The 21,975-nt window shown below is 32.0% G+C and carries 20 protein-coding genes; 10 read left to right on the top strand and 10 right to left on the bottom strand.

The annotated features are described in order from the left end of the window. Nucleotides 1-292: 292 nt before the first annotated feature. The 3 genes from FACI_RS10110 to FACI_RS02885 form a co-directional block, all read right to left on the bottom strand. Nucleotides 293-535, bottom strand: coding sequence for a hypothetical protein (locus FACI_RS10110; protein WP_148285719.1), 243 nt, complete (start codon nt 533-535; stop codon nt 293-295). Between the two features lie 94 nt (nt 536-629). After that, complete coding sequence (locus tag FACI_RS02895) at nt 630-812, bottom strand: hypothetical protein (protein WP_148285718.1); 183 nt, start codon at nt 810-812, stop codon at nt 630-632. 715 nt (nt 813-1,527) lie between these two features. Next, a complete protein-coding gene (locus tag FACI_RS02885; protein WP_009886617.1) occupies nt 1,528-1,980 on the bottom strand; it encodes an Lrp/AsnC family transcriptional regulator in 453 nt (150 codons plus the stop codon). 162 nt (nt 1,981-2,142) lie between these two features. Here FACI_RS02885 and FACI_RS02880 point away from each other — a divergent pair, with 162 nt between their 5' ends. The 7 genes from FACI_RS02880 (at nt 2,143) to FACI_RS02850 (ending at nt 10,413) form a co-directional block, all read left to right on the top strand. Beyond that, nucleotides 2,143-3,456 carry an aspartate aminotransferase family protein gene (locus tag FACI_RS02880; protein WP_009886616.1) on the top strand — a complete coding sequence of 438 codons (1,314 nt, stop codon included), beginning with the start codon at nt 2,143-2,145 and terminating at the stop codon, nt 3,454-3,456. Between the two features lie 34 nt (nt 3,457-3,490). Next, nucleotides 3,491-4,690, top strand: a complete 1,200-nt coding sequence (locus FACI_RS02875) for a M20 family metallo-hydrolase (RefSeq protein ID WP_009886615.1) — start codon at nt 3,491-3,493, stop codon at nt 4,688-4,690. Between the two features lie 557 nt (nt 4,691-5,247). Then, on the top strand, nt 5,248-5,940 hold the full coding sequence (locus FACI_RS02870; protein WP_009886613.1) for a helix-turn-helix domain-containing protein: 693 nt from the start codon (nt 5,248-5,250) through the stop codon (nt 5,938-5,940). Nucleotides 5,941-6,148: 208 nt separating this feature from the next. Beyond that, complete coding sequence (locus FACI_RS02865) at nt 6,149-7,627, top strand: APC family permease (RefSeq protein WP_009886612.1); 1,479 nt, start codon at nt 6,149-6,151, stop codon at nt 7,625-7,627. Nucleotides 7,628-7,631: 4 nt separating this feature from the next. Beyond that, nucleotides 7,632-8,417 carry an SDR family NAD(P)-dependent oxidoreductase gene (locus FACI_RS02860; RefSeq protein ID WP_009886611.1) on the top strand — a complete coding sequence of 262 codons (786 nt, stop codon included), beginning with the start codon at nt 7,632-7,634 and terminating at the stop codon, nt 8,415-8,417. A gap of 18 nt (nt 8,418-8,435) precedes the next feature. Continuing rightward, a complete protein-coding gene (locus FACI_RS02855) occupies nt 8,436-9,614 on the top strand; it encodes an aminotransferase class V-fold PLP-dependent enzyme (protein ID WP_009886610.1) in 1,179 nt (392 codons plus the stop codon). Then, nucleotides 9,592-10,413: an aldose 1-epimerase gene (locus tag FACI_RS02850; protein ID WP_009886609.1), complete on the top strand. Its 822-nt coding sequence runs from the start codon at nt 9,592-9,594 to the stop codon at nt 10,411-10,413. The genes FACI_RS02855 and FACI_RS02850 overlap by 23 nt, the downstream gene beginning before the upstream one ends. A 73-nt stretch (nt 10,414-10,486) precedes the next feature. On the opposite strand, the gene FACI_RS02845 is transcribed toward FACI_RS02850, so the two are convergent. Next, a complete protein-coding gene (locus tag FACI_RS02845) occupies nt 10,487-11,230 on the bottom strand; it encodes an AbiV family abortive infection protein (RefSeq protein WP_009886608.1) in 744 nt (247 codons plus the stop codon). Nucleotides 11,231-11,857: 627 nt separating this feature from the next. Next, on the bottom strand, nt 11,858-12,475 hold the full coding sequence (locus FACI_RS02840; RefSeq protein ID WP_009886606.1) for a tyrosine-type recombinase/integrase: 618 nt from the start codon (nt 12,473-12,475) through the stop codon (nt 11,858-11,860). 275 nt (nt 12,476-12,750) lie between these two features. Between FACI_RS02840 and FACI_RS02835 the strand changes: the two genes are divergently transcribed. Further along, a complete protein-coding gene (locus tag FACI_RS02835) occupies nt 12,751-13,383 on the top strand; it encodes an MjaI family restriction endonuclease (protein WP_009886605.1) in 633 nt (210 codons plus the stop codon). On the opposite strand, the gene FACI_RS02830 is transcribed toward FACI_RS02835, so the two are convergent. Beyond that, on the bottom strand, nt 13,380-14,417 hold the full coding sequence (locus FACI_RS02830; RefSeq protein ID WP_009886604.1) for a DNA-methyltransferase: 1,038 nt from the start codon (nt 14,415-14,417) through the stop codon (nt 13,380-13,382). The two genes, FACI_RS02835 and FACI_RS02830, sit on opposite strands and share 4 nt — an antisense overlap. 480 nt (nt 14,418-14,897) lie before the next feature. Then, the gene (locus tag FACI_RS02820; RefSeq protein WP_009886603.1) at nt 14,898-15,212 is read right to left on the bottom strand and encodes a hypothetical protein; all 315 of its coding nucleotides are present in this window, start codon (nt 15,210-15,212) and stop codon (nt 14,898-14,900) included. A 322-nt stretch (nt 15,213-15,534) separates the two neighbouring features. Between FACI_RS02820 and FACI_RS02815 the strand changes: the two genes are divergently transcribed. Beyond that, nucleotides 15,535-15,816 (top strand): hypothetical protein, encoded by a 282-nt coding sequence (locus tag FACI_RS02815; RefSeq protein WP_009886602.1) that lies wholly within the window; start codon nt 15,535-15,537, stop codon nt 15,814-15,816. Here FACI_RS02815 and FACI_RS02810 read toward each other — a convergent pair. Beyond that, nucleotides 15,807-17,567 carry a hypothetical protein gene (locus FACI_RS02810; RefSeq protein WP_009886601.1) on the bottom strand — a complete coding sequence of 587 codons (1,761 nt, stop codon included), beginning with the start codon at nt 17,565-17,567 and terminating at the stop codon, nt 15,807-15,809. The two genes, FACI_RS02815 and FACI_RS02810, sit on opposite strands and share 10 nt — an antisense overlap. 444 nt (nt 17,568-18,011) lie before the next feature. On the opposite strand from FACI_RS02810, the gene FACI_RS02805 reads away from it, so the two are divergent. After that, nucleotides 18,012-19,784, top strand: a complete 1,773-nt coding sequence (locus FACI_RS02805; protein ID WP_148285716.1) for an RING finger protein — start codon at nt 18,012-18,014, stop codon at nt 19,782-19,784. 256 nt (nt 19,785-20,040) lie between these two features. Here the strand turns inward: FACI_RS02805 and FACI_RS02800 are convergent, their stop codons facing one another. Together FACI_RS02800 and FACI_RS02790 are read right to left on the bottom strand one after the other, a co-directional pair. After that, nucleotides 20,041-20,751: a hypothetical protein gene (locus tag FACI_RS02800; protein ID WP_009886599.1), complete on the bottom strand. Its 711-nt coding sequence runs from the start codon at nt 20,749-20,751 to the stop codon at nt 20,041-20,043. A 486-nt stretch (nt 20,752-21,237) separates the two neighbouring features. Continuing rightward, complete coding sequence (locus FACI_RS02790; protein WP_009886597.1) at nt 21,238-21,630, bottom strand: hypothetical protein; 393 nt, start codon at nt 21,628-21,630, stop codon at nt 21,238-21,240. Nucleotides 21,631-21,975 lie beyond the last annotated feature (345 nt).

The raw sequence follows: 21,975 nt of genomic DNA, 5'->3' as shown, positions 1-21,975 counted from the left end.
TCATTTATCCTGATTTCGCAGATCTTTAAGTTCCCCCTCCTTCCTATGGAATTCCAGTACACTGTATACGCCTGTAAAATAATCTGCACCTTTCTGTGACCTTGAACTTCCTAATACTTTAGGTATGTAACTATCTGCCTTACTGCCCGATTGTTTGTAGATTCAATGGATCTACTTATTACAAATCTGAATAAATCACCCCTTTTCCACCTTAGTTGGTTGTTTACAAATACCTGGCATTTCTTAGATTCATATGGCACATTGAGCTGGTAGGAATCCTGATATAAATATTCTAAATCAGATTCTCCAATATCTTGAGGCTTCTGTGAAAGCATTCCTTTGGCTTTACTGTACACATATTTGGTCTATTGTAGATAAATTCAGTTTCTTCCTTGTTGCACTGTATAAGCTTCCGGGCATCATTTATTATAAATCCGGTGGTCATATTGTCTGTTATCTTTGGAAGTTTAATGTATACTAAATGTCTATCGTGCATATCTACGCCATTATGTTCCATCAGAACCTTTTCAGGCACATCATGTTATCTTGATCTTGTAACATATAATGTTTCACTCTCTGCAACAAATACTCACATGTATGTATTTTTGCCATCCAACTTTTATATTGTTTCATTCGTATGCATTGCTTCTGCCCGCCTTATTCTTTTTACAAATTTTTATAGTCCCCATGCCAATGTATTTTGACAATTGCTTAACAATATGCATTATTTCCTCTGCTGATACCCTTATGCTTAATATATTTTCTATTATTTCAAATACCCTTCTGACCGGCAATCTATCAACAGTGTTCATGTATGCTATTACCAGCATTGTACGCAATGATAGTTATACAACGGCAATGCATTATCTATATGCGGCTCAACTATCTTTTTGCAATTATAGCAGTAATACCTGTTAATATTACATTCTATAATTTTTGGTTTAATTACAGATAGAGCTTCTACTATACCCCTTTCCCTGTTTCCACTATTTTATCAAGCTTATTCCCACAGCTAGGGCACTGTTCCATGATTATATCCATATGCCTGTCAATATTGCCGGGTGCTTTCCCGTGGCAACCCCTCTGGCCTTTAACCGCATCCGGCTTTTACTTAGGCGTATATTCCTTCTTTACCTTTCCCTTTTACTCATATGGCTTGCGTTCTTGAACGCTACATTTTCAGCATGCCTTACCTCATATTCATCAAATTCTTTTTTTCAGTTTTTCAAAATCTTTCTTAATTCCATTATTGTTATTTTTCAGTTAATCAATTTTATTCTGTAGTTTATCCATAATTTTATTATAATTTTCTAATTCGCGCTAAAGTTCCTCTATTATAGCATCCTTATCAGAGATATTTACAGGTGTCTTATTCATATCATTATTATAGTATAATAATTATACAAATATTTTACCATTGATATTATTGCTTTATAGGACGTTCAAACCACTAAACTCATACATGACACCATAAATTTTAATTAGTTAGCCGCTTCATAAGAGAATTGTAGATAGAAGCATTTGATATTAAAAAATGTTTGAAATATCGTGGTATTTGTAAATATTCAGTACTGTGTGCGTATCTGATCGTTCAATTTCCATTATTTTCTCCAGTTCATCCAATATGTTGACGTAATCATCCTTATTCCTTGTGGCACATAGAATGTAAAAATCAATGTCTCCGAGCAGGAACAGAACATCAATTACCCCTTTGATCTTCATTATCTTTTCAGCAACTATATCATGGTATTCTATTCCATATTTAGCCCTCACAAAGGTCGCTGTGATAAAATTATATCCTAGTTTGTTAAAATCTATTTCTGCCTTAAAACCCTTTATCAACTTATCTTTTTGCATTTCTTTTATTCTCCGGCTTATTGCAGACGGTGAATATATTCCTATGGACTTTCCTATCTCTCTCAAAGGTTTTCTTGAATCTTTAGAAAGTTCCTTTAAAATTTTTAAATCAAAACTATCCATATATAAATATATAATAACTGTATTAATAAAGATTTTCACTAAATTATCAATTATATTGATGTTAACATTATTATATATATTAAATCAAGAACAGTATTCTTTAAAATTCATGTGTAAAGGCACCATAGAAATTATTATATCATTTGATAAGCTATATTTTTTATGGCATCAAATAACTATAAAAACCTACCAAAAATTATTACAGATGTACCGGGACCGGAGAGCAAATTATTACTACAGAAACAAAGGGAAATGGAGTCCAGCACAGTAATCTACCCGGATAGTTTCCCCATTGCAATTAAGAGGGCTGAAAACTCATTAATAGAAGACCTGGATGGAAATATTTTCATTGACTGGGTATCAGGAATCAGTGTTCTTAATTTAGGATTTAATGATAACATAAGAAAAGCAGTAAAAAACCAGGTGGATGACATATGGCATGCCCTGGAAATACCTACAGAAGTTAGAATTAATTTTCTTGAAGCATTGAGAAACAGCTTCCCCCCGGAGATGAGGAATTATAAAACAATATTTGGAATCAGCGGGGCCGATGCATGTGAAACTGCAATCAATATAGCACATGCAATAAGGAAAAAGAATGCCCCAACAATTGCATTCGAAGGTGCATACCATGGAGTATCAGGCGGAATTATTGCTGCTACTGCCGGGAGAAAATACAGGGAAGCAGTATACAGCGATGGGTTTAAGGTAATAAGGGTGCCATATCCATATAAATTATGGTATGACTATGATGTTTCTGATATAATTTCTATAATGAAAAAGATAATGGATGATGGAGAAGCAGGATATGATCGGCCTGATTCTGTTATAGTTGAACCTGTACAGGGAGAAGGCGGTTATATAGTACCACCAGATGGATTTTTAAAGGCCATAAGGGAATTCTGTACTGAATACGACCTTACAATGATTGTTGATGAGGTTCAGAGTGGGGTAGGCAGGACAGGCAAGATGTGGGCATTTGAATATGAAAATATTACTCCCGATATAGTATGTGTCAGCAAGAGCATAGGCGGGGGGTTGCCAGTATCATTAGTTTATTACAGGGATGACTATGACAAAAAATTGCCGAAGCCATTCCATCTTGGAACATACAGGGCTAATCCCCTTGCAATGGCTGCTGGAATAACTGTTATCAATGAGGTTCCAAAATATTTCGACAAAGTGAAGTCCAGCGGGAAGGAAATGTTAAACAAATTCAATAAAATAGATTCCAACCTTATAGGGGAAGTGCGCGGAAAGGGCTATATGATAGGCATAGAACTTGTAGATAACGGAAAGCCAGTGAATTCAAAGCACATGATGGAATTAAAGCATGAACTCCTCAAGAATGGATTGTTAATGCATACATGCGGGCACTATGGTAATGTATTCAGATTCATGGGTGCATTGAATATAGAGGAGGAATTGCTTAACAGGGGCGTTGAAATATTTTCGAAGGCGGTGAAAATCAAATGATAAGCATTTACAGTGGATTTAGTGAGGTGATATAATGGTTAATGAAGATTTTTTAACAATGTTCCACAGGCTCACATCAGTGGGATGGGCCGAGGAAAATGGAGTGAATAGGCTTGCACTTAATGAATATGATATACAGGCCAGGAAAAACCTTGAGGGTGAAATGAGAGCAGTAAAAGCAGATATAAAACATGATGATGCCGGTTTAATATTCGGAACACTGGGTTCCGGGAAAGACAATACAGCTATAGGTTCACACATGGATTCCGTACCCAATGGGGGAAGATTTGATGGTTTCTATGGCGTAATGTCCGGCATGCAGCTTTTAAAAGACCTGGGAAGCACATTAAAAAATAGGAAAATTACAGCTATAGATTTTACCAACGAAGAGGGTGCCAGGTTCCAGCCATCACTTCTTGGCTCAGGGATTTCAACAGGTGTATTCACAAAGGAATTCGCCTATTCACGGAAAGACAGCGATGGAATTACATTTGAGGATGCGCTGGAGAAATCAGGCTATATGGGAGAGGAACAGAACAGGGTTAAAAACCAGGACATATCACGGTACATAGAATTGCACATTGAACAGGGTCCTGTTCTGGAACTGGAAAATTACCAGATAGGAATACCAAAAGGCATAGTAACAATGGTTGTGGACAATATATCCTTTACCGGTGAATCAAACCAGGCGGGACCAACACCCATGAAGGTAAGGAAAGATGCACTTGTAGCTGCATCAAGGTTTACTGTAGCTGTAAGGGATATAGCTAAGTCATCAGGGAAGGAATTAACCATGACGATAGGGAAAATTAATAATTTCCCCAATGCGTACAATGTTATTCCGGGAAAAGTAACAATGAACCTTGATACCAGAAGCCCGGATAAAAAAACTGCAGAAGAGTATTCAAAAATGGCAAAGGAAATATCAGAAAGAATAGCTTCAGAAGAAGGCGTACCGGTAGATTTCAAAAACCAGTGGACTACAGAAACTACACTATTTGATGAGGATATGAGAAAGGAGATAATAAAATCCTGCAGAGCGCTCAACCTGAAATATAAAGAATTGTACAGCTGGCCAGGGCATGATGCACAGTACATGAATAGGGTGGTACCCACAGCTATGATATTTATTCCATCACATAATGGAAGGAGCCATACAAAGGAGGAGTACTCATCTGACCGGGATTTAATTAACGGATATTCTGTATTGAAAAGAACTGTTGAAAACCTGTAGCCCAGTAGAGTTACAAACTTTAAATTTATGTAATGGGGGATAACATGTATGGGACTGTATTAATTCAGGTAAATACTGATAAGGTGATTTAAATGGGATACAGTTATAATTACAAATTTTTTTCACAATTGAGAATTAACACATCACTTCAGCCGATATGCGAACATGACGCTTTCATGAGATCTATTGATAGAAATTGACGTAATTAATTTTAAAATGAACGATTAAAATTTAGGAAAGTAACACCTTGGTATGTCACCTTTAAATTTGGACCCTTTTAATGATATGGGAAGATTAATAAAATCCTTTGTTTTGCTATCTCCATGGGTAACCATTATTATCATATTTTTACAACATATCCATTTTATTTCTATTAGATTGTCAGGCAAACCAAATTCCTGGAATTGTTAATCTGTATGTTCATATATAAGCCAAAATTATAAATGTAACAAAGTATGATATCGTATTATTTTTACACACTAATTAATATAGTATACTTTATAGACATATATAATTATGGGCACAAACCTTTAATAGCATAAAATTAATAATACTTTATGAATATTAAGGAAGATAAAATTGAACTTATAGCTCTAAAAATAAATCTAAAACATAACAATTGTATGTCAGATATTGGGTTCAAATTGAACGATATAAAGTTGTTTCTAACTACGTCAATTGCAATGAAGTCAAATAAATATTTATTCACAATTGAAGATTATTATCCCATTAACACCAATAAAAAAGTTTCTTTTATAATTTCAAACTTAAAAAAAAATCCATCTATTGTTTCTATGGAAAATAGTTTTTTAGAGGGTCGTATGCTAAGAATATCGTTTTTAGAACATTCTATAGATTCTCCATACGGTTTGCTTAACTCTTTGGGGGTTATAAATTACAGAGAAATATCACAAAGTGGGATAGATTATATTTCATTTTTATTACCAGAAGAATCTAATATTAAACAAATAATAGATATATTAAATAGTATTGGTAAAATAACAAATTTAGAAAAACATAAAATTGATGAAAGATCATTTAACTTTAGGTATATGCTTACTGAGCAAGAGAAAATAACAATACAAATCGCTTTGTCCTGTGGTTTTTTTGATAATCCTAAGAAATGTCATATTAAAGATATAGCAAAGGAGTTAGATATTTCGACAGTAGCAGCTGATAAATATTTAAGAGATGCTGAAAAAAAAATTATGCTGGGGAGTGATTGCAACTATTCCTTCCATAATATGTAATTTAGTGGTATGTTTTGACACAAAAATTTCATGATGCTTGCATTAGGGACATTATATTACTTGCCATAATCCGACAGCGTATTCCATCAGATAATCTTGCTATTACCAATTGCTTAATATGAAAAACACTATTAAATATATAATTGAGTGCAGATAAATATTAACTTTTTAACCATTTGTATTATATTTAAGAAAATATTAATATTATATGGATAATTCAAAAATAAAACAGAATACTGAGACAACACATTTAAGTAAGGGCAGTATTGGATTGTGGACTCTTGTGGCACTATCTATGGGTTCCATTTATCCATTATCATTTGCAGTATCTAATGGAGCAAGCGCAGTTGTGTATGCTGGATTTGCTGCACCTGTAGTTCCTCTAATAGCTGCCGCAGCAATATTAATAGTTTCGGTTCCAGCTATGTTGTTTTCAAAATATGTTAGTTTTGCAGGCGGATATTATGGATTTGCAGAAAAGGCCTTGGTAGAAGTGCTGGTAATTCACGGCAATGACGATTTATGGTACTTTATTATGATGGATGTAGTATCTGTGGTTGCTGTTTCATATATCCTTTCTACAGCTCTTTCTGCCATATATAATTATACTCTGCCAATTTATTTATACATTATAATCGCATTAATTGCCACATTTGTTATGTTTATATTCACGGTATTCAACATAAAAATGTCAGGCAAATCAGTAATACTAGTTGTTGCTATACAGGTGATAATAGTAATTATATACTCGCTTATCGTAATTATTAGAACCCCTTTTAATACTTTTCAGGCATTTAATATAGCTCGAGCACCTGCTGGTATTTCTGGAGTTATGCTTGCCGCTATCACTGGTGGATTTTTATTTTTCACCGGATACGGAGCACCTTTTTATTTTGCCGAGGAATCTCATACCCCAAAGAGAATTGTTTGGAAATCAGTGATACTATCAATAATATTACTTACAATTGTTAGTGTGCTAGTAACTTATGCTGAAGTTGTTGCTGTGGGTTTATCCAATTCTTCAAGTCTTGCAACTGATTGGAATCCTGCAGTTGTAGCTTTCTTGCCATTTATAGGGTCTATAGGTGTTTTAATATTCTTAATAATTGCTCTAACCGGTCAAGTATGGGCAGGTGTTGTGGGAGGAATGTCGGGGGCAAGATTAATATATTCAATGGCGAGAGATGAATTTTTCTTTCCAAAAAGATTTGCCACATTAAATAAATCAAGGAAAACCCCTGTCATCGCGGCACTTTTTGAACTTGCTATAACATCTATATTATCTATTATTTCGCCCTTAATCCTTGTTTCAATATATGGATATGCGAATGGTATATTTTATTCACTTTTCCTATTCGGTGCCCTAACAACTTTCATGTGGATAATACAGCATTTAATTGCTGATGCGGCGTTGCCATTTTTCCTGCATAAAATAGGTACAAGCATTTTTACTATTAAAAACATTTTATTGACAATGGTAACTACTATAATTGCCGGAGGCCTATTTGTATATGCAGACATAGAAGGTTACATTGGGATCGGAGAACCATATTTATTTGGTTTTGTGCTTATGGTGATATTAATAGTTTTCAGTATCATTTATATAGCTGTGAAGTATGAAAAAGGTGAGCTTTATTCCATGAATGATATAAGTGATGAAAATGAGGAAGCTGTAGGGAGGAGGTGAGAAAATGACAAATGATTTTAATTTTAAATTCAATGATACCATTGCGGTTGTAAGTGGTGGTTTCCAAGGTATAGGAAAAGCAATAATAAGTCAGCTAATAAGTTCTGGATGTAAGGTATATACTATCGATCCAAAATTTCCAAATACGTTGGATGATAAATTTACAGTTAACAAAAATGTTATAAGATATTCTGGTTACACTTCTAATAGTGATGATATGGAGAATTTATTTCAATATATATACAGTAAAGAGAGTCGGGTAGATTTTCTTGTCAACAATGCAGGAATCTATTTTTATAAAGATATAGAAAATTCATCTTTACAAGATTTTAATAATATAGTATCTGCAAATATTTTAGGGGAGTTTAACATGACGAAATATTGCACTAAATTATTGAAAAATTCAACACACCCATCAATTGTTAATATAGCTTCGGTCTCAGGTCAGAGAACAGAAGAAGGGCATACGCTTTATTCTACTACTAAAGGAGCAACTCTAGCTTTTACTAAGGCACTTGCCGCTGATTTTGGAAAATATAAAATTCGCGTGAACAGTGTAAGTCCAGGCAATATAAAAACTCCGATGAACGACCTTGATATTGAAGCCCAATCCAAAATCAAAGGTAGAAGTTTTGCAGAAACAGAAAAGGAATACTCTTCAGAGAGCATATTACGGAGGAGAGGAACTGCTGATGAAGTGGCATCAGTAGTTTTATTTCTTTTATCTTCTGCATCTAATTACATTAACGGAGAAGATATAATTATTGATGGGGGGCTTTACCTAGTCTAAATTAAGCAGGTGATTACAATGTATGAAGATAAACTAAAAATAAAAGAAGTAATAAATGCAATAGGTACTGTTACATTTCTTGGTGGAAATAGGATTTCTCCCGAAGTATTGTCATCTATCGAAGAGGTAAGCAAGGTATTTGTTAATATGAAACAGCTAATAGATGATGCCGGATGCAATATAGCAAAAAGTATGGGAGTTGAATCGGCATATATTACAAATGGTGCCGCTGCTGCAATAGTTTTATCTGTTGCATCATGCATAGTTAAATCAAAACCTGGACTAAAATATAAATTACCGGAGTTGGGACGAGATGAAAAATTTGTCCTGACATTCAAGAATCAGATTAGCGAATTTAAATATCTTATAAAACTTACAGGAGCTAAAATAAAAGAGATTGGAACCGCGAAAGATACTTCAGAACTATCTTTTAAAAAAGCATTGAAAAAATTTGCAGATAAAACTGTGGCAATTGTTTACTTTGCATTTGAACCATTAAGGGAAAGTTTAAAAATAGAAGATGTCGTTTCCATAACCCACAGCTTTGGGATACCTGTAATAGTTGACGCTGCTGCAGAAGTTCCACCCATTTATAATTTTAAACGGTATCTGGAAGCTGGGGCAGATATAGTTATATTAAGTGGTGGAAAAGCTATTGGAAGCTTCAGTGACACTGGACTAATGTTAGGCAAAAAGGAAATTATAGAGATTGCAAAAGAAATAGGTCCACATAGCGAGGAAATTAGTAATTCTAGAAATACGATATTCATAGGAAGAACAATGAAAGTCAGCAAAGAAGATATTGTAGCCACAACAGTTGCTGTTGATAAGTTTCTGAAATTGAATGAATCAGAGTTTATGAATGACATGAACACCAAATGTAAAGAAATAATAGATATTCTTGGAAATAATACTTCAATCCGCATTAAAAAAATAAATCCGCCATGGTATTTTCCAAGACCTGTTACAATACCCCGCGTTGAAGTGGAATTCAATAATAAAGTAGATGCAGGTGTTATAGCAAATAATTTAAAATACTATAACCCCGCTATCTATTGTTTAGTAGACAAGGGGAAATTATATATTAATCCACAATGTTTAAGGACTGGTGAGGAGAAGATAATTTCTAACGCTATTTTACAGCTTGTAGATAGAGAAATAGTGGGTAATAATATTGATAACTTTACTGGAAAATAATTCTAAAGTATTAATTTCTAGAAAGGGCGCATATGTTGAATCCCTGATTATTAATGGTATAAATATATTAAAAGAAACTAATGATAACATAGAACCGCACGGTGGGTTAAGTATACTCATACCATATGCAGATATTGTATCAAAAGCAACTTATAAATTTAATGGAAAGCAGTATTTATTGCCAAAAAATGCTGGATATGAAGGTGATTTAATTAATAGTATGCATGGTTTAACACTCGATCAAACATGGAAAGTTATTACTAAGAGCGATAAAAAAATTGATTTTCAAGTAATTTTAAATGAAAATTTCTATCCGTCAAAGCTATTAATAGATGTTATTTACATGATTGATAATGCAAAATTCAGTGTTGATTATAGTATAAAAAATATTGGTGATAAATCCTGCCCTATTATGTGTGGAGCTCATCCATATTTTATTTTTAGCGATTATTGGAAATTTGAATTTCATGATGCTGCAGTGCAATTAAAACGATACAACACAAAGAGTATTACTACTCAGAGGATAACTGATACTATCAGCAATGTACCCAATAAATTATATGACAATGCCTATTTTGGTGGGGGTATTGTAGATTTCTACACAAAGTATTTGAAAATGGAGATAATTAGATATAATATGCCTTTTTTTGAAATTTATAATGGCACTTATGCTGGTCAAAATTCAGTGGCATTTGAACCATTAACCGGAGCGCCTAATTGCTTTAATAACGGTATGGGATTAAAAACGTTAAAACAAAATGACAAATTTGAATGTGGTTTCTCCTGCTCACTTCTATGAAAAACGAAATCTACCTGTACCTTTACTTTTAAATTTTACATTGTTTAAATACGAGATAATTTACTATTTAATATTATAATTGTATGTACTCTCCAAGATGGTTCTTATATTTTTCCAAGAGATTTTTCACTTTCTTTTTTTCCCCAAAATCATCCCACTGATATATAAGCTGAGTAATTATGAAGAACGCTATATATCCCACAATCTTCTTGTTTTTAGGCACTGGAGGAGATTGGAGGAGACCCGTTGAGGCGTCTAATCCCACATACAGAGATTCGTTTTTTAAGTCATTGTAATATTTTATGTTTTGACTACTCATAGTATCTATAATATCCTTAGCCATTTTTTTAACACTATTTGACAGCTCTTCACTTGAGTATATTTTCCTTTCATTACTTATTTTAATACGCCTCGAATCACGTTTTTCCCCGAACATGCCATCTTGTATGATACCACCAATATAAGATGAATATTCGTTCAAGTCAAGTGTTAGAATCTTTTTAGAGCCGTCATCAAGTAAGTTTTTCATTATTTCTATCTTAATCCTATGAGACTGAAAAATCTTTATTAAAGTCTCTTCCACATTGCCTCCCACCAATGATTGTCCATGGTCATCTGACCGTTTGTAATCAAACAGGAATATAGACTTAGCAGTTTCTTCAAACGACAGTTCCATCAGCGCTGTTCTAGTCTGAATTGAAATATCATTATTTAAAGCATCGTCGAGTAATCTCTCAGCATTTCTCATACAAATTTTACAATCGTTTTCGGTAAACTCGTGTTTTTTTACATCCTTAAGATCTTTATTGTTACTCATACCCATGCCCTTACCCTATCCACAGGATTTTTCCTATTAGATATTTCTTTTTTACCCATAATTATCATATCAATAACATGTATACGTTTATAAAGAATTCTTTATAGGAAATTAAATAAAGGCATAACATTCAGATTGGTATTTTCCCTATATATTCTTAATCTATGTGCTGAAAATGAAAATATAACTGGATACAAACACCCTCATCTCAAAAGCATAGTTCTAAAACACCTTAGAACGGCTTGATTTTAAGCCATAGATGGTTCAATGTAAAATACCACCAATAGCACATTCTTTTAATTAGCTCTATTTTGTTATATTTTAAGCCATGTTTTAGATAAATATTCATACACTTGTAATGAAAATGTAATATTCCAAATCTATCTGCTAGAATATCTGAGAAAAACAGATTCAACCCTTTATATGCTCTTAAAACCTATTTTTTTATCCAATGAGCATAACTCCAGCCTTCCACAATATCTTTCCTACTACTAGCTTCAATATAGTTGGCAAAACGCATTTTTCTATTTCTATTGCTATGTTCCATAGAGACACATATAATTATTGCTAAATAGCATAAATAACCTTGATACACTACGTGCCACAATACTGTGAAATCAATTGTTTTCATAGCAATATCCCCTTCAATGCTTCTCTCTCTATCTCTGGCGTAATCACAACATAGTAGTGTAATGTGGTCATTGCATTCTTGTGTCCCAATCTCCTTGCGATAATCTGAATTGGAACACCTTTCATGAGTAAATATATCGCCAATCCATGCCGGAACATGTGCGGGTGTAATTTTAATCCTATTTTATCCCCATAGCCTTTTACCTTCTTCCAGGCAGTCTCCCGATCCATTTTGAAAAACCTTCCGTTGACTTCAGGATACGCTCTCATAAAATTAGATATGTCCAATAACAAGTTATCCGATACCGGAATCCGATTTATGAAGCCGCCCCTTTTCTTAACCTTCAAAACTATTATTTTATTTTTAAAATCTATATCATTGATTTCTATATTCAAAATATCCGATATTCTTCCACCCAGTTCCCACATGCATTTTAACATCAACATGTCCCTGGCTTTCAGGAATGGAATCATTTTCTTGTTAAGAAAATGGCTATAAGGATTATTCATTATCTCATTTAGTAGACTCTGGTATTCATTATATGTAATATGCTGTGGCAAATCCGATTCATCCTTTATTTTCATCATTGAATTTTTCAAACCTATTTCATTCATTATGCAACCACTTTAAAAGTTGTAGCATGGTTTTAAATATAAACTTTTTCCTGTATTGCTGTATTTGATTTTTTAAATAATAGAGTATTTAAAACAATGCAACAATTCTATATCTTTTGTTGCATAATAAATGTTTTTGAACATAAATATACAAGGCGTGGTTATTATTTCCATACATGAAGCCGTAGGCTTTATCCTGAGAGAGAAGTGTTGTTTAACTACTTATATATCGGTCTTTAGGAAAAGAATTTAAGGTATGACCTCCTGAACTTTATATGCCAAAAGAATGGGTTCTAAACAGTGCCAATATGCGTTGGGGGTTAACTAAGAAAAAACAAGTTGGGGCTGTTGCTGAAGAAATAAGAAAGTGTTCTCCTAAAGAATTAAAGGATTGGGAAGATTATTACTACAACAATGTATATCCAAAATCCCATCTTATTGAATTAGGGGAAAAATTATATGTAAAAGTTACAGAAGTAATAAGAGCAGAAGTTGATGACATAACTGAAGAAGACTGTATTGACTTTGTTGTTAATCTTGTTATCAATAGAACATTTGATGGGTATGTTTCAGAAAAAGAAACAATTTATGGGCAATTGCAAGACATATTAGGAGTTAAAATAGAACCCGCACCAGATAGTTGGGATAGGGGTTATAATGTAGACTTCTTTATCAAGATTAAAGATAAGTATATCGGATTACAAATAAAACCTACAGGGTATGAATATATTACCCAGATAATAAATGAAAGAACACAACAGAAGATAACTCATGGAAAGTTTACTCAAAAATATGGTGGTGCCGTATTTTATATCTTTTCTGTGAAAGATGAGCAGACAAAGAAGAAAGTTATTGCAAATCCCGATATAATTGAAGATATACAAGCCGAAATCAAAAGATTGTCTTAACTATACTCAACCTCAAATATATTCTCGTTTGTTTTACTAATCTCCTTTAATTTCAAGAAAAGTATATTTTTTTCCTGGTTTGTAACGACAGGAAAATTATAATTCTTATTAAAATATTTATGTTCACCTTTTAATTCAAGTCTTTTCTTCATAAATTCTATATGCCTTGACAATCTCTCATCAATATAGATATTTGAGGTATCTTTAATATTTTTAATCCTTTCTTCTACGATATCTTTAAAGTTTCCATCAATTTCATAACCTATACTATTTCTTGCAGAAGCAATTGCTCCTAATGTAGTTGTTCCTGTTCCGAGAAATGGATCCAGTATAGTATCCCCTTGAACGGAGAACATATTTATTAACCTATAAGCCAATTCTATTGGATAAGCCCCACTCCTCTCCCTAACTTTTATATGGTTTAACCTCTGAAAAACCCCATTGAGATCATTCCATTTATCAGAAAACCATGTATTTCTCTCTTCCCAGAAGAAAGCACTATTCTGCCGATTTAGTTTTTCTTCTGCACTTTTAAATTCTCTTTTATAACCTTTTCTTAATATTAAGATATATTCGTGCTCCAATGTAACATAAGCCCCTACTGGCAACATTCCAGAACCCATAAACTTATCTGGCTTGTTGGTCTCTTTTAACCAGAGTATTTCGGGTAGAGCATGAAAACCTAAACTTAAACAATAATTCAATATTCTTGCGTGATTTGTGTAAATTTGAAACTTGCCGCCCAAACTTCTTGTAGCATCTCCAATATTAATACAGGCAATCCCGCCTATCTTTAAAACACGGTAAACTTCTTTCCAAACCTTATCTAATTCTTTATTCATTAACTCAAATGCTTTTTCTCCATTTTCTTCTCTTAATGCTTCGGCTATTTCTGGATTTTGTACAGAAAACATATCATCCCACATCTTTATCATAGGATATGGTGGGGAGGTTATCATTAAATCTACACTTTCAGATTTAACTTCCTTCATTTCTCTTGCATCACTATAAATGATTTTATGTAGTGTTTTCATTGTTAGCATAATATTTTAATTGATATTTACTTATCTCTTTTATGGGCATCTCTATTTCCATAACAAATAGAATGATGAACTCAATATTCTGCATTATAAAAACTGATGGGTATTCACGTTAGATTAATATATTTTACATCGATATAATTCTATGGATATTACCCAAATTGTTTATACAAAAATCACACATTTGGAAAAAACAAAACAAATCATATTTTATCTAGTTACAGTAATTTTATTGAGCTTATTACTACTTTTGTATTTATACAACAATAGTTACTATGGCCTTTTTCCATTAATACTATTCACAGGATTGATAATAGTGATAGTTTCAGCCATATCTTTGACTTTTGAAAACTTCCATATCGTTAGAGATATTAAATATAATGAATTCCTATTACAAAGTTTGATAGAAGATAAAACTTATGCAGAGTGATTTTTGCATTAACTAAATTCTAAATTAAAAAATATATGATTTAATTATTTCTTTGTTTCCAGCTGTGCATTTATATCCTGAATTATGTGCCTGGCATTGTTCATTGCCCTATCCAGATTCTCATTGCTCAGGGTGTGGCCTTCCTGTTTTGCATTATCAAGCCACCCTTTCATGTAAGCTGCAGATTCGTCCTTGAAATGGTACCCGAAATGCTGCCCTACCAGGTATGTGGACAGCTCAGCTTCAGCTTCTCCAATGCCATAGGGAATATCTTTTCTGTTCAGGTGATCCAGCCGTGCATGGGACATTTCATGGATTAAAGTATGCAGTACATCTTCATATTCTTCAGGTATCTTCATAACCACTATTTCCTGGAGATCTCACTCTCTAGAATGTGCTGTGTATCCACTGGTATCATTGTTAATGAATTGTATAGTTAATTTAGAAATTATTAAAAATATACAGTATATTTTTATTTTCTACACATTTATAAATTGATTTTACATTGAAAAGGGAAATAATACGTTAAAGGTAATTATATAGCGTTAAAAGGCAAAATTGAGGCTTTGTATTTAAATGCTTGGTTTAATTTTACCTGCAATCATAATTCTTATTTTCCTTTTAGTACAAAATTGATGTGCATCAACGTTATGTTAATATATTTTAAAATAATAGATTTTAATGGATATAGCTAAAATTGTTAATTCCCAAATCACAAATTTGGAAAAACTAAAAAAGATTTTATTTTATCTAGTTACTGGAATTTTATTGAGTTCATTACTGCTTTTATATTTGTACAATAATAGCAACTATGGTCTTTTCCCATTAATATTGTTCACAGTGTTGATAATAGTAATTGTTTCAGCAATATCTTTGACTTTAGAATACTTCCATATTGTAAGAGAGATTAGGTATAATGAATTACTTTTACAGAGTTTAATGGAAGATAAAACTTATGTGTAATACCTCTCTAGGAATGCTTTCAATTCTTTTATCTCAATTACACTCACATTTTGTAATTTATTATATTTTTCCATTAAATTTTTGTTAGGAATTATAATAATATTAGATTTATCACCAGTATTGGTCCTTTTCTTTAAATCTGTGATATCGTGCTTTAAACCTGTTTCTATTTCTATATTGAATTTTTCTGTAGATATGTCAGGTAGATTTTGACCCTTTTTTGCTATAATAACATTCCCTCTAATAGAGCGTTCAGATAATATTTCTAAGACTTTATTTTCCATGAATTTATGGAATAAGGACAAATTAGCAGAATCTAGGGTTTTTCCAAAATACACATAGGTCGAATCATATAAAACTCTATTGATCTCTTTATTTTTTATCAATGTTGATATTGAATTCTTCACATTAATTTTGACTGTGTTTTCATCAATACTATAATTTTTGGAAATTATTTCAACAATAGTAGGTATTTCAAGTACATTATCATGTAAAATTTTTATTACTTCAGCGTCATAGTTCACTGTGCTTAAAACACTTCTAGCTTTATCTCTATCTAGCGGATACCAAAATATTATAAATTCTGGAACCACTTTATAAATCCAGGGATACCGTGCATCTGTGAAACAATGTTTTGGCATGTTTGGTACGGCCCATTTCAATTTTTGGTCTATAATTCCAAGTTGATCCAAGTCCTCCTTTATAGATGTGTTGAATATATATTGGGTGGCAAATTGGTTCCTAACATAACTAGGCATATCAGAATAGTTTTGTGTGCTAGTCCAAAGTTTCCCAAATGCTCTAATCTCTCTCGACATTTCGATATATATAGATTGGTACCTTTCAAAATTATAAAGTAACCTATGTGCCTCATCTATACATATTAGTACTTTTTTTGAATTTTTGGTTAATCTTTTCCAGAGTATCCTTAAAAACAATTCTGAATAAAACGTTTTGGAACTTTCATTTACTTGCGAAAAATCAAATACTATACTTTCATCTGCAAGATCTATATTCTTTTTGTAATTTGAACCTATTAAAGCTTTAGAGTGCTCAATAATAAATAAATATGCTGACCTTTGTATCTGGTCTTTCGAACTTTTTAATTTTATATTTAAATTATATAAAAAATCGTTCCAATCTTTGGATATCTTTGAAATATCTCGCAAGAATATTGGGATATACTGTGAGATTATACCCATATTCTGTATAGGGTACGTTATCAAAAATGCATTTACAAATGCTTCTGTATCCATGAATGGATCAGGCATTTCGTTTTCTACTTGAAGAATATTATATCCCATTTTTAGATAATCGTCATTTTCTTTATATGAGAAAATAAATTTCTGTTCTTTAGACAAATATAACAGATATCGCATTAGCCTACTTTTCCCCTGACCGCTAGTTCCGCAAATCAATACATTCTGGTTTACTTTATAATCTATATAATCTAAAAAATTCAAACTTCTTACTGGAATTTTTATTATATTATACTCTTTATCTTTGCCAATATACTGTTTTCTATATAAAACTGAAGAATATGATACGGCCCCTGAATGGTGACCTTTTATAAAAAATATAATAGAAAATAATAGCAGAAAAATGCTTATAATTTCTGTATATTTAAAATTGTAAAATAACATGCCTGCAACAAGTATAATTGAAAAAAGTATATACAATCTTAGTTTAAATGTTTTCACAAATGAAAATTTTCTGGGCCCGAATTCTCTGTGAAATGCTTTACTATCCATCAAGAGGGAAATGATATCTAAATCAAAAAATTATCGGAACTTCAATGAGAACTATTTTCCTTGCTATAATTTCATAACATGCTATTAAAATTTTATAAGTTAAAGTTATTACCCATTGTGAAAAAGAGACTTATTATACTCACATTAATTATAACTCTCATTATGGTATTGATGCCAGTGAATATTTCCCATACTAGTTCTGATAACATTCAAAATCCAAGTTTAAATGTCTCAAAATATTATTTGGACCATAATATTACAATTACGTCCAATTATTCCATCTCTAATGAGAATTTAATCATATTTCAACGGAATATAACTATTTTTGATTACGGTAAGTTAGATATAACCAATTCATGCATAGAACACACAAATTTTAGTATAAATATATTTGTTAATAAAGGCATATTAAACATAAATAATTTATCAATTGGTTCCAATGGAATGATAAAAGCGACAAATTCAAATTTAACTTTTAACAATTTAACTATACAAAACAATTCAAATATGATTTTTAACTTTAATCATGATAAAGTGGCATTCAATTATAGCAATATAAGATTTTATTCAAACCCTATTAAACAAGTCTGTTTTACAAGTGGAAAATTATTTGGAAAATCATATCCTTATGACACATATGGCAATATTCCGTTTAAAGAAACAGATATTTATAACAATTCCCTTGCTGGGAATTTATCATTGCATTTGTACATTCGTGGTGACAACAATGGTACAGGAGAATTGGAACTATATGAATTTGGGAAATTTATAAAAAATGTAACTCTTCCTGTTTATACAGGCTATTATAATTATACAGCTAATATTAGTTTACCACAAGATATACATACATCAGAATTTAATGATACCAATATTTTTTCTTTGAAAATACCAGAAGCAAATGATACAGCTGCGGGGGAAGATGGATATCTCTCAATTCATAATATAACTATTTTAATCAGATCCAATGACACTGAAAGTTACTTTGGATATAATAATTATAACATGATAATTTACAATAGCTCTATTGATTCTTATTCTTCTAATTTCCACACGAATATGAAAAAATTTTATATATACCAGCAGATTTTAAATCCCTATAAAAAATCGGTATTTCTGGTCAATTCTACATTTTATTCATATTCATCAAATTATAACGGTTATGTATATAGGGATTCGCCGTTTTATAGTATCAACTCAACAGTATACTTCTATGAAAATCCTGAATTTGTATTTTCTAATGGTGTATCTACCTTTAACTTAAAATCTTCTATAATCCCTGATAATGGTAATAAAACATCAAATTCAATGACAAATAAAATAAATAATGGAGCGGCTGGCGTAAATAACGGTGTAAAAAATTTTATAATTTTTGATGTGCAAAAAAACAATTCTGTTTCATACTACGGAGATTACCAATTGCATATTGGAAATTTTGAGTACAACTTTTCTTTACCTCCCTTGCCCTCATTTATAGTAGATGATAAAATAATTGTGCCTGTAAAGATTCCAATGATAGTATATTCAATAGAAAAACCAAAAAAACTCATTTCAGGACAAAATAACACACTAAATTTGTCAATAAAATCAATGGCATACTCCTCCAGAATTTCCGTGCTGGTAGAAAACAATAAAACTATACTTTACAACTCAAGCTTAGATGTACATAAAAATAATACTGTTTCTTTGCCATTCAAAATTTATTCAAATAGTACAGCTAATATAACTTATAAAATTAGATACAACAATCCATATTATAATTATACTGATATTCTATACAATTCATCACTTTTGGAGTTTACAAAGCCCAATATTAAAATTCCTGAATATACACTGATAATTAAATCTCCTGAACCGGATTGGAATGTTATGTTAAACGACAATAATATATCGGAAAATGGTAAAGTTGCAACGTTCACACTGGATAAAGGGCATTATATTTTAACAATGTATAAGGCTGGTTACACAAAAGAAACCTATAATGTAAACCTAAGTGATAATATGACCCTGTATATTTCAATGCATAAAATTTATCATACTAATAGTGTGCCATACAGCCTGTATATATCAATAAGTACAGTGATAGTTGGCAGTGTTATAGGTATATTTGCATATTCAAAAAGGACAATTACTTGCAAAAACTGCGGAACCAGGCACTATGCAACATTCGATAAATGCCCCGTTTGCCTTACCCCAATAAAACATTGGATAAACAGATAAAAGAAAAGAATAGCATAAAATTTCTTGAAAATCGGAATCAGGCACTATCAAGAGATAACAAAATCATCAATTATGCCAGATGTTATATGTTTACATTCAATTTGCTTGATCTTAATTCTCACATATACACGAGATTATTGTTTACCTCCTAAATTAGTACTTCACCTATCCCGTGTTCAGTTTATCTGCTCCTCCGCTTCCAGATTAGAATACGGTAGGAATCATAAGCCTCTTTATTTCTCTTTTAATATCAGGGTCAAATATTTTGGCTTATATGCCTTAAAAACTGTACTGGCAAATCCTCGGATATTTTCCCTGCAAAGAAGTCTTTCTCAAACAGTTCATAATCAAATGAAATTTTGTATCTGCCATAAACCCCAAATTCCTCTTTCATAGGGGACATATGTTCTTTATTTTTTGCGGGTATTACTTTCATCCCTTTCAAACATCCCAGCCGAATTAGTTTCTGTCTGGTAAATATAGTAGCTGAATTGGAAATAAAAACTTCATCTTCTTTTTCTATTATTTCATGTGGTTTTATTTTTCCTTCCTCAATCCATCTTTTAATTGTAGAATATATGTCCAGCGGCACTACTTCGCTTATTCTGAATATATCACTCTGAACTAAACTCCTTAGATACCATGCTTCATAATCTGATTCAAGGTTTGCTTCCAGTTTTATTCTCTTCTGAGAGCTGATTCGTTCCTTAAGCCTCTTTATTTCCGGCATGATCTCATTTAGTTCTATTTCTATTTCGCTTTTTCTCTTATTCAAAGCCTCAAGCCTTATTTCATCAGGTCCATGTGGCATCATTGAATGAATTGTATCCTGGAATACCTCCGAAGCATTGATTTCAGGATGGTCATGTAGAAATATCTCTATATCATTATCTGATATTATATGCCTCGATGGCTTTTTCTCTTTTCCTAAAGAGGGTCTACCCGGAGTTCTGTATCTTTTGTCCATTTTTTCACCTTTTCAATTTAATTATTCTTTTTAATTAATTTATAATAATAAATAATATAAATAAAATAAATATTTTAAACATACATATTAATAAACACAAAAAAATAGAGGCTCTGCAAATACCTGTAGAATAATTTCGATGTACATTGAAATTTAAAACCCCGTATTCTTAATAGTTTAAACGGTTGGCATATGCACTTACGAATAAACGTAAGAATGTACATATAAATTAACGTTGCAAAGAATACGTATTTTCCACTAGCTATATTGATCCTAACACCGGTTCCTGATTTGTTGTTTATGTAAGTGGGCAATATTTTATTTGCAATATCAGTTAATAAGTTAGCATGATTGCTCTCAAGAGTAAATATGTTAAAATTCTTAAACTTGCCAGCTCTCGTGCATTCCCTCAATTGAACTCTAAATAACTTATAGCTCGAAATGTACATTTCCGTATGACTTTTAAAAAATAATTTATCCATGTTATTACCTCTCCACATTTGCCATATATTTTAAAAAATAGTCATTTCCATGTATGAGCCTAATAGGCTTGGCATTAAACATATTAATTAATGATTTCAAGTACCTTCTTTTAACCGAACGAATAAACCTCATAACATTCCGTTTGTAATGGTAAATGGGAGCTATCATACTAAAACGCTCAAATCCCAGTGCTTCCACTACATTAGGGTCAGCCCCCAACTGCTCCCACTCAAAATCCGTCATTTGCCGATTGAGGCGAAATAAGGCCTCAACACTTTCTTTTACAGCTTCTCCAACCTCTTTTTGTGTTAAGTGAGTATACCTTGTTGTGGTCTCAATGCGGGTATGGCCTACCAGGATTTGAACGCAAATCTTCCTTTTATATTGGTTTCTCATTAAGTACTATCGGGGTATAACTTCAAAGCATTGAATGTTTTTATGGTTGGCATATATCTATAATCTTGCTATTACTTTAGATTATTACAATGGAAAATGGGTCGCTTAAGTTTTTATGGCCATTAATGGAAGGGAATATTACAATTTTTTGCTGAAGTTAACATACGATTAAACAGAGTTACCTGTTTATGATAAAAACAAAAATCGCAATCATTCAGAGAAGACTTCAAAACAGAAAACAACTTCAATTTTATATGGTCATATGCATGATACACAGGCTTTGGCCGCATGGTTATTCTGGACTATTTTTATCCGATGAAATGTTGTAGTTATATACGTATTACA

Origin of the sequence: Ferroplasma acidarmanus Fer1 (assembly GCF_000152265.2) — an archaeon.
Classification (GTDB): Archaea; Thermoplasmatota; Thermoplasmata; order Thermoplasmatales; family Thermoplasmataceae; genus Ferroplasma; species Ferroplasma acidiphilum.
Note: the sequence above shows the minus strand (reverse complement) of the source record. Positions and strands in the feature narration are given on the sequence as shown.

What these genes read in the sequence shown, in the direction of transcription:
- FACI_RS02895 (WP_148285718.1), bottom strand. Translation starts at nt 812, where the DNA reads ATGAACACTGTTGATAGATTGCCGGTCAGAAGGGTATTTGAAATAATA.
- FACI_RS02885 (WP_009886617.1), bottom strand. Translation starts at nt 1,980, where the DNA reads ATGGATAGTTTTGATTTAAAAATTTTAAAGGAACTTTCTAAAGATTCA.
- FACI_RS02880 (WP_009886616.1), top strand. Translation starts at nt 2,143, where the DNA reads ATGGCATCAAATAACTATAAAAACCTACCAAAAATTATTACAGATGTA.
- FACI_RS02875 (WP_009886615.1), top strand. Translation starts at nt 3,491, where the DNA reads ATGGTTAATGAAGATTTTTTAACAATGTTCCACAGGCTCACATCAGTG.
- FACI_RS02870 (WP_009886613.1), top strand. Translation starts at nt 5,248, where the DNA reads ATGAATATTAAGGAAGATAAAATTGAACTTATAGCTCTAAAAATAAAT.
- FACI_RS02865 (WP_009886612.1), top strand. Translation starts at nt 6,149, where the DNA reads ATGGATAATTCAAAAATAAAACAGAATACTGAGACAACACATTTAAGT.
- FACI_RS02860 (WP_009886611.1), top strand. Translation starts at nt 7,632, where the DNA reads ATGACAAATGATTTTAATTTTAAATTCAATGATACCATTGCGGTTGTA.
- FACI_RS02855 (WP_009886610.1), top strand. Translation starts at nt 8,436, where the DNA reads ATGTATGAAGATAAACTAAAAATAAAAGAAGTAATAAATGCAATAGGT.
- FACI_RS02845 (WP_009886608.1), bottom strand. Translation starts at nt 11,230, where the DNA reads ATGAGTAACAATAAAGATCTTAAGGATGTAAAAAAACACGAGTTTACC.
- FACI_RS02840 (WP_009886606.1), bottom strand. Translation starts at nt 12,475, where the DNA reads ATGAATGAAATAGGTTTGAAAAATTCAATGATGAAAATAAAGGATGAA.
- FACI_RS02835 (WP_009886605.1), top strand. Translation starts at nt 12,751, where the DNA reads ATGCCAAAAGAATGGGTTCTAAACAGTGCCAATATGCGTTGGGGGTTA.
- FACI_RS02830 (WP_009886604.1), bottom strand. Translation starts at nt 14,417, where the DNA reads ATGAAAACACTACATAAAATCATTTATAGTGATGCAAGAGAAATGAAG.
- FACI_RS02820 (WP_009886603.1), bottom strand. Translation starts at nt 15,212, where the DNA reads ATGAAGATACCTGAAGAATATGAAGATGTACTGCATACTTTAATCCAT.
- FACI_RS02815 (WP_009886602.1), top strand. Translation starts at nt 15,535, where the DNA reads ATGGATATAGCTAAAATTGTTAATTCCCAAATCACAAATTTGGAAAAA.
- FACI_RS02810 (WP_009886601.1), bottom strand. Translation starts at nt 17,567, where the DNA reads ATGGATAGTAAAGCATTTCACAGAGAATTCGGGCCCAGAAAATTTTCA.
- FACI_RS02805 (WP_148285716.1), top strand. Translation starts at nt 18,012, where the DNA reads ATGATAAAAGCGACAAATTCAAATTTAACTTTTAACAATTTAACTATA.
- FACI_RS02800 (WP_009886599.1), bottom strand. Translation starts at nt 20,751, where the DNA reads ATGGACAAAAGATACAGAACTCCGGGTAGACCCTCTTTAGGAAAAGAG.
- FACI_RS02790 (WP_009886597.1), bottom strand. Translation starts at nt 21,630, where the DNA reads ATGAGAAACCAATATAAAAGGAAGATTTGCGTTCAAATCCTGGTAGGC.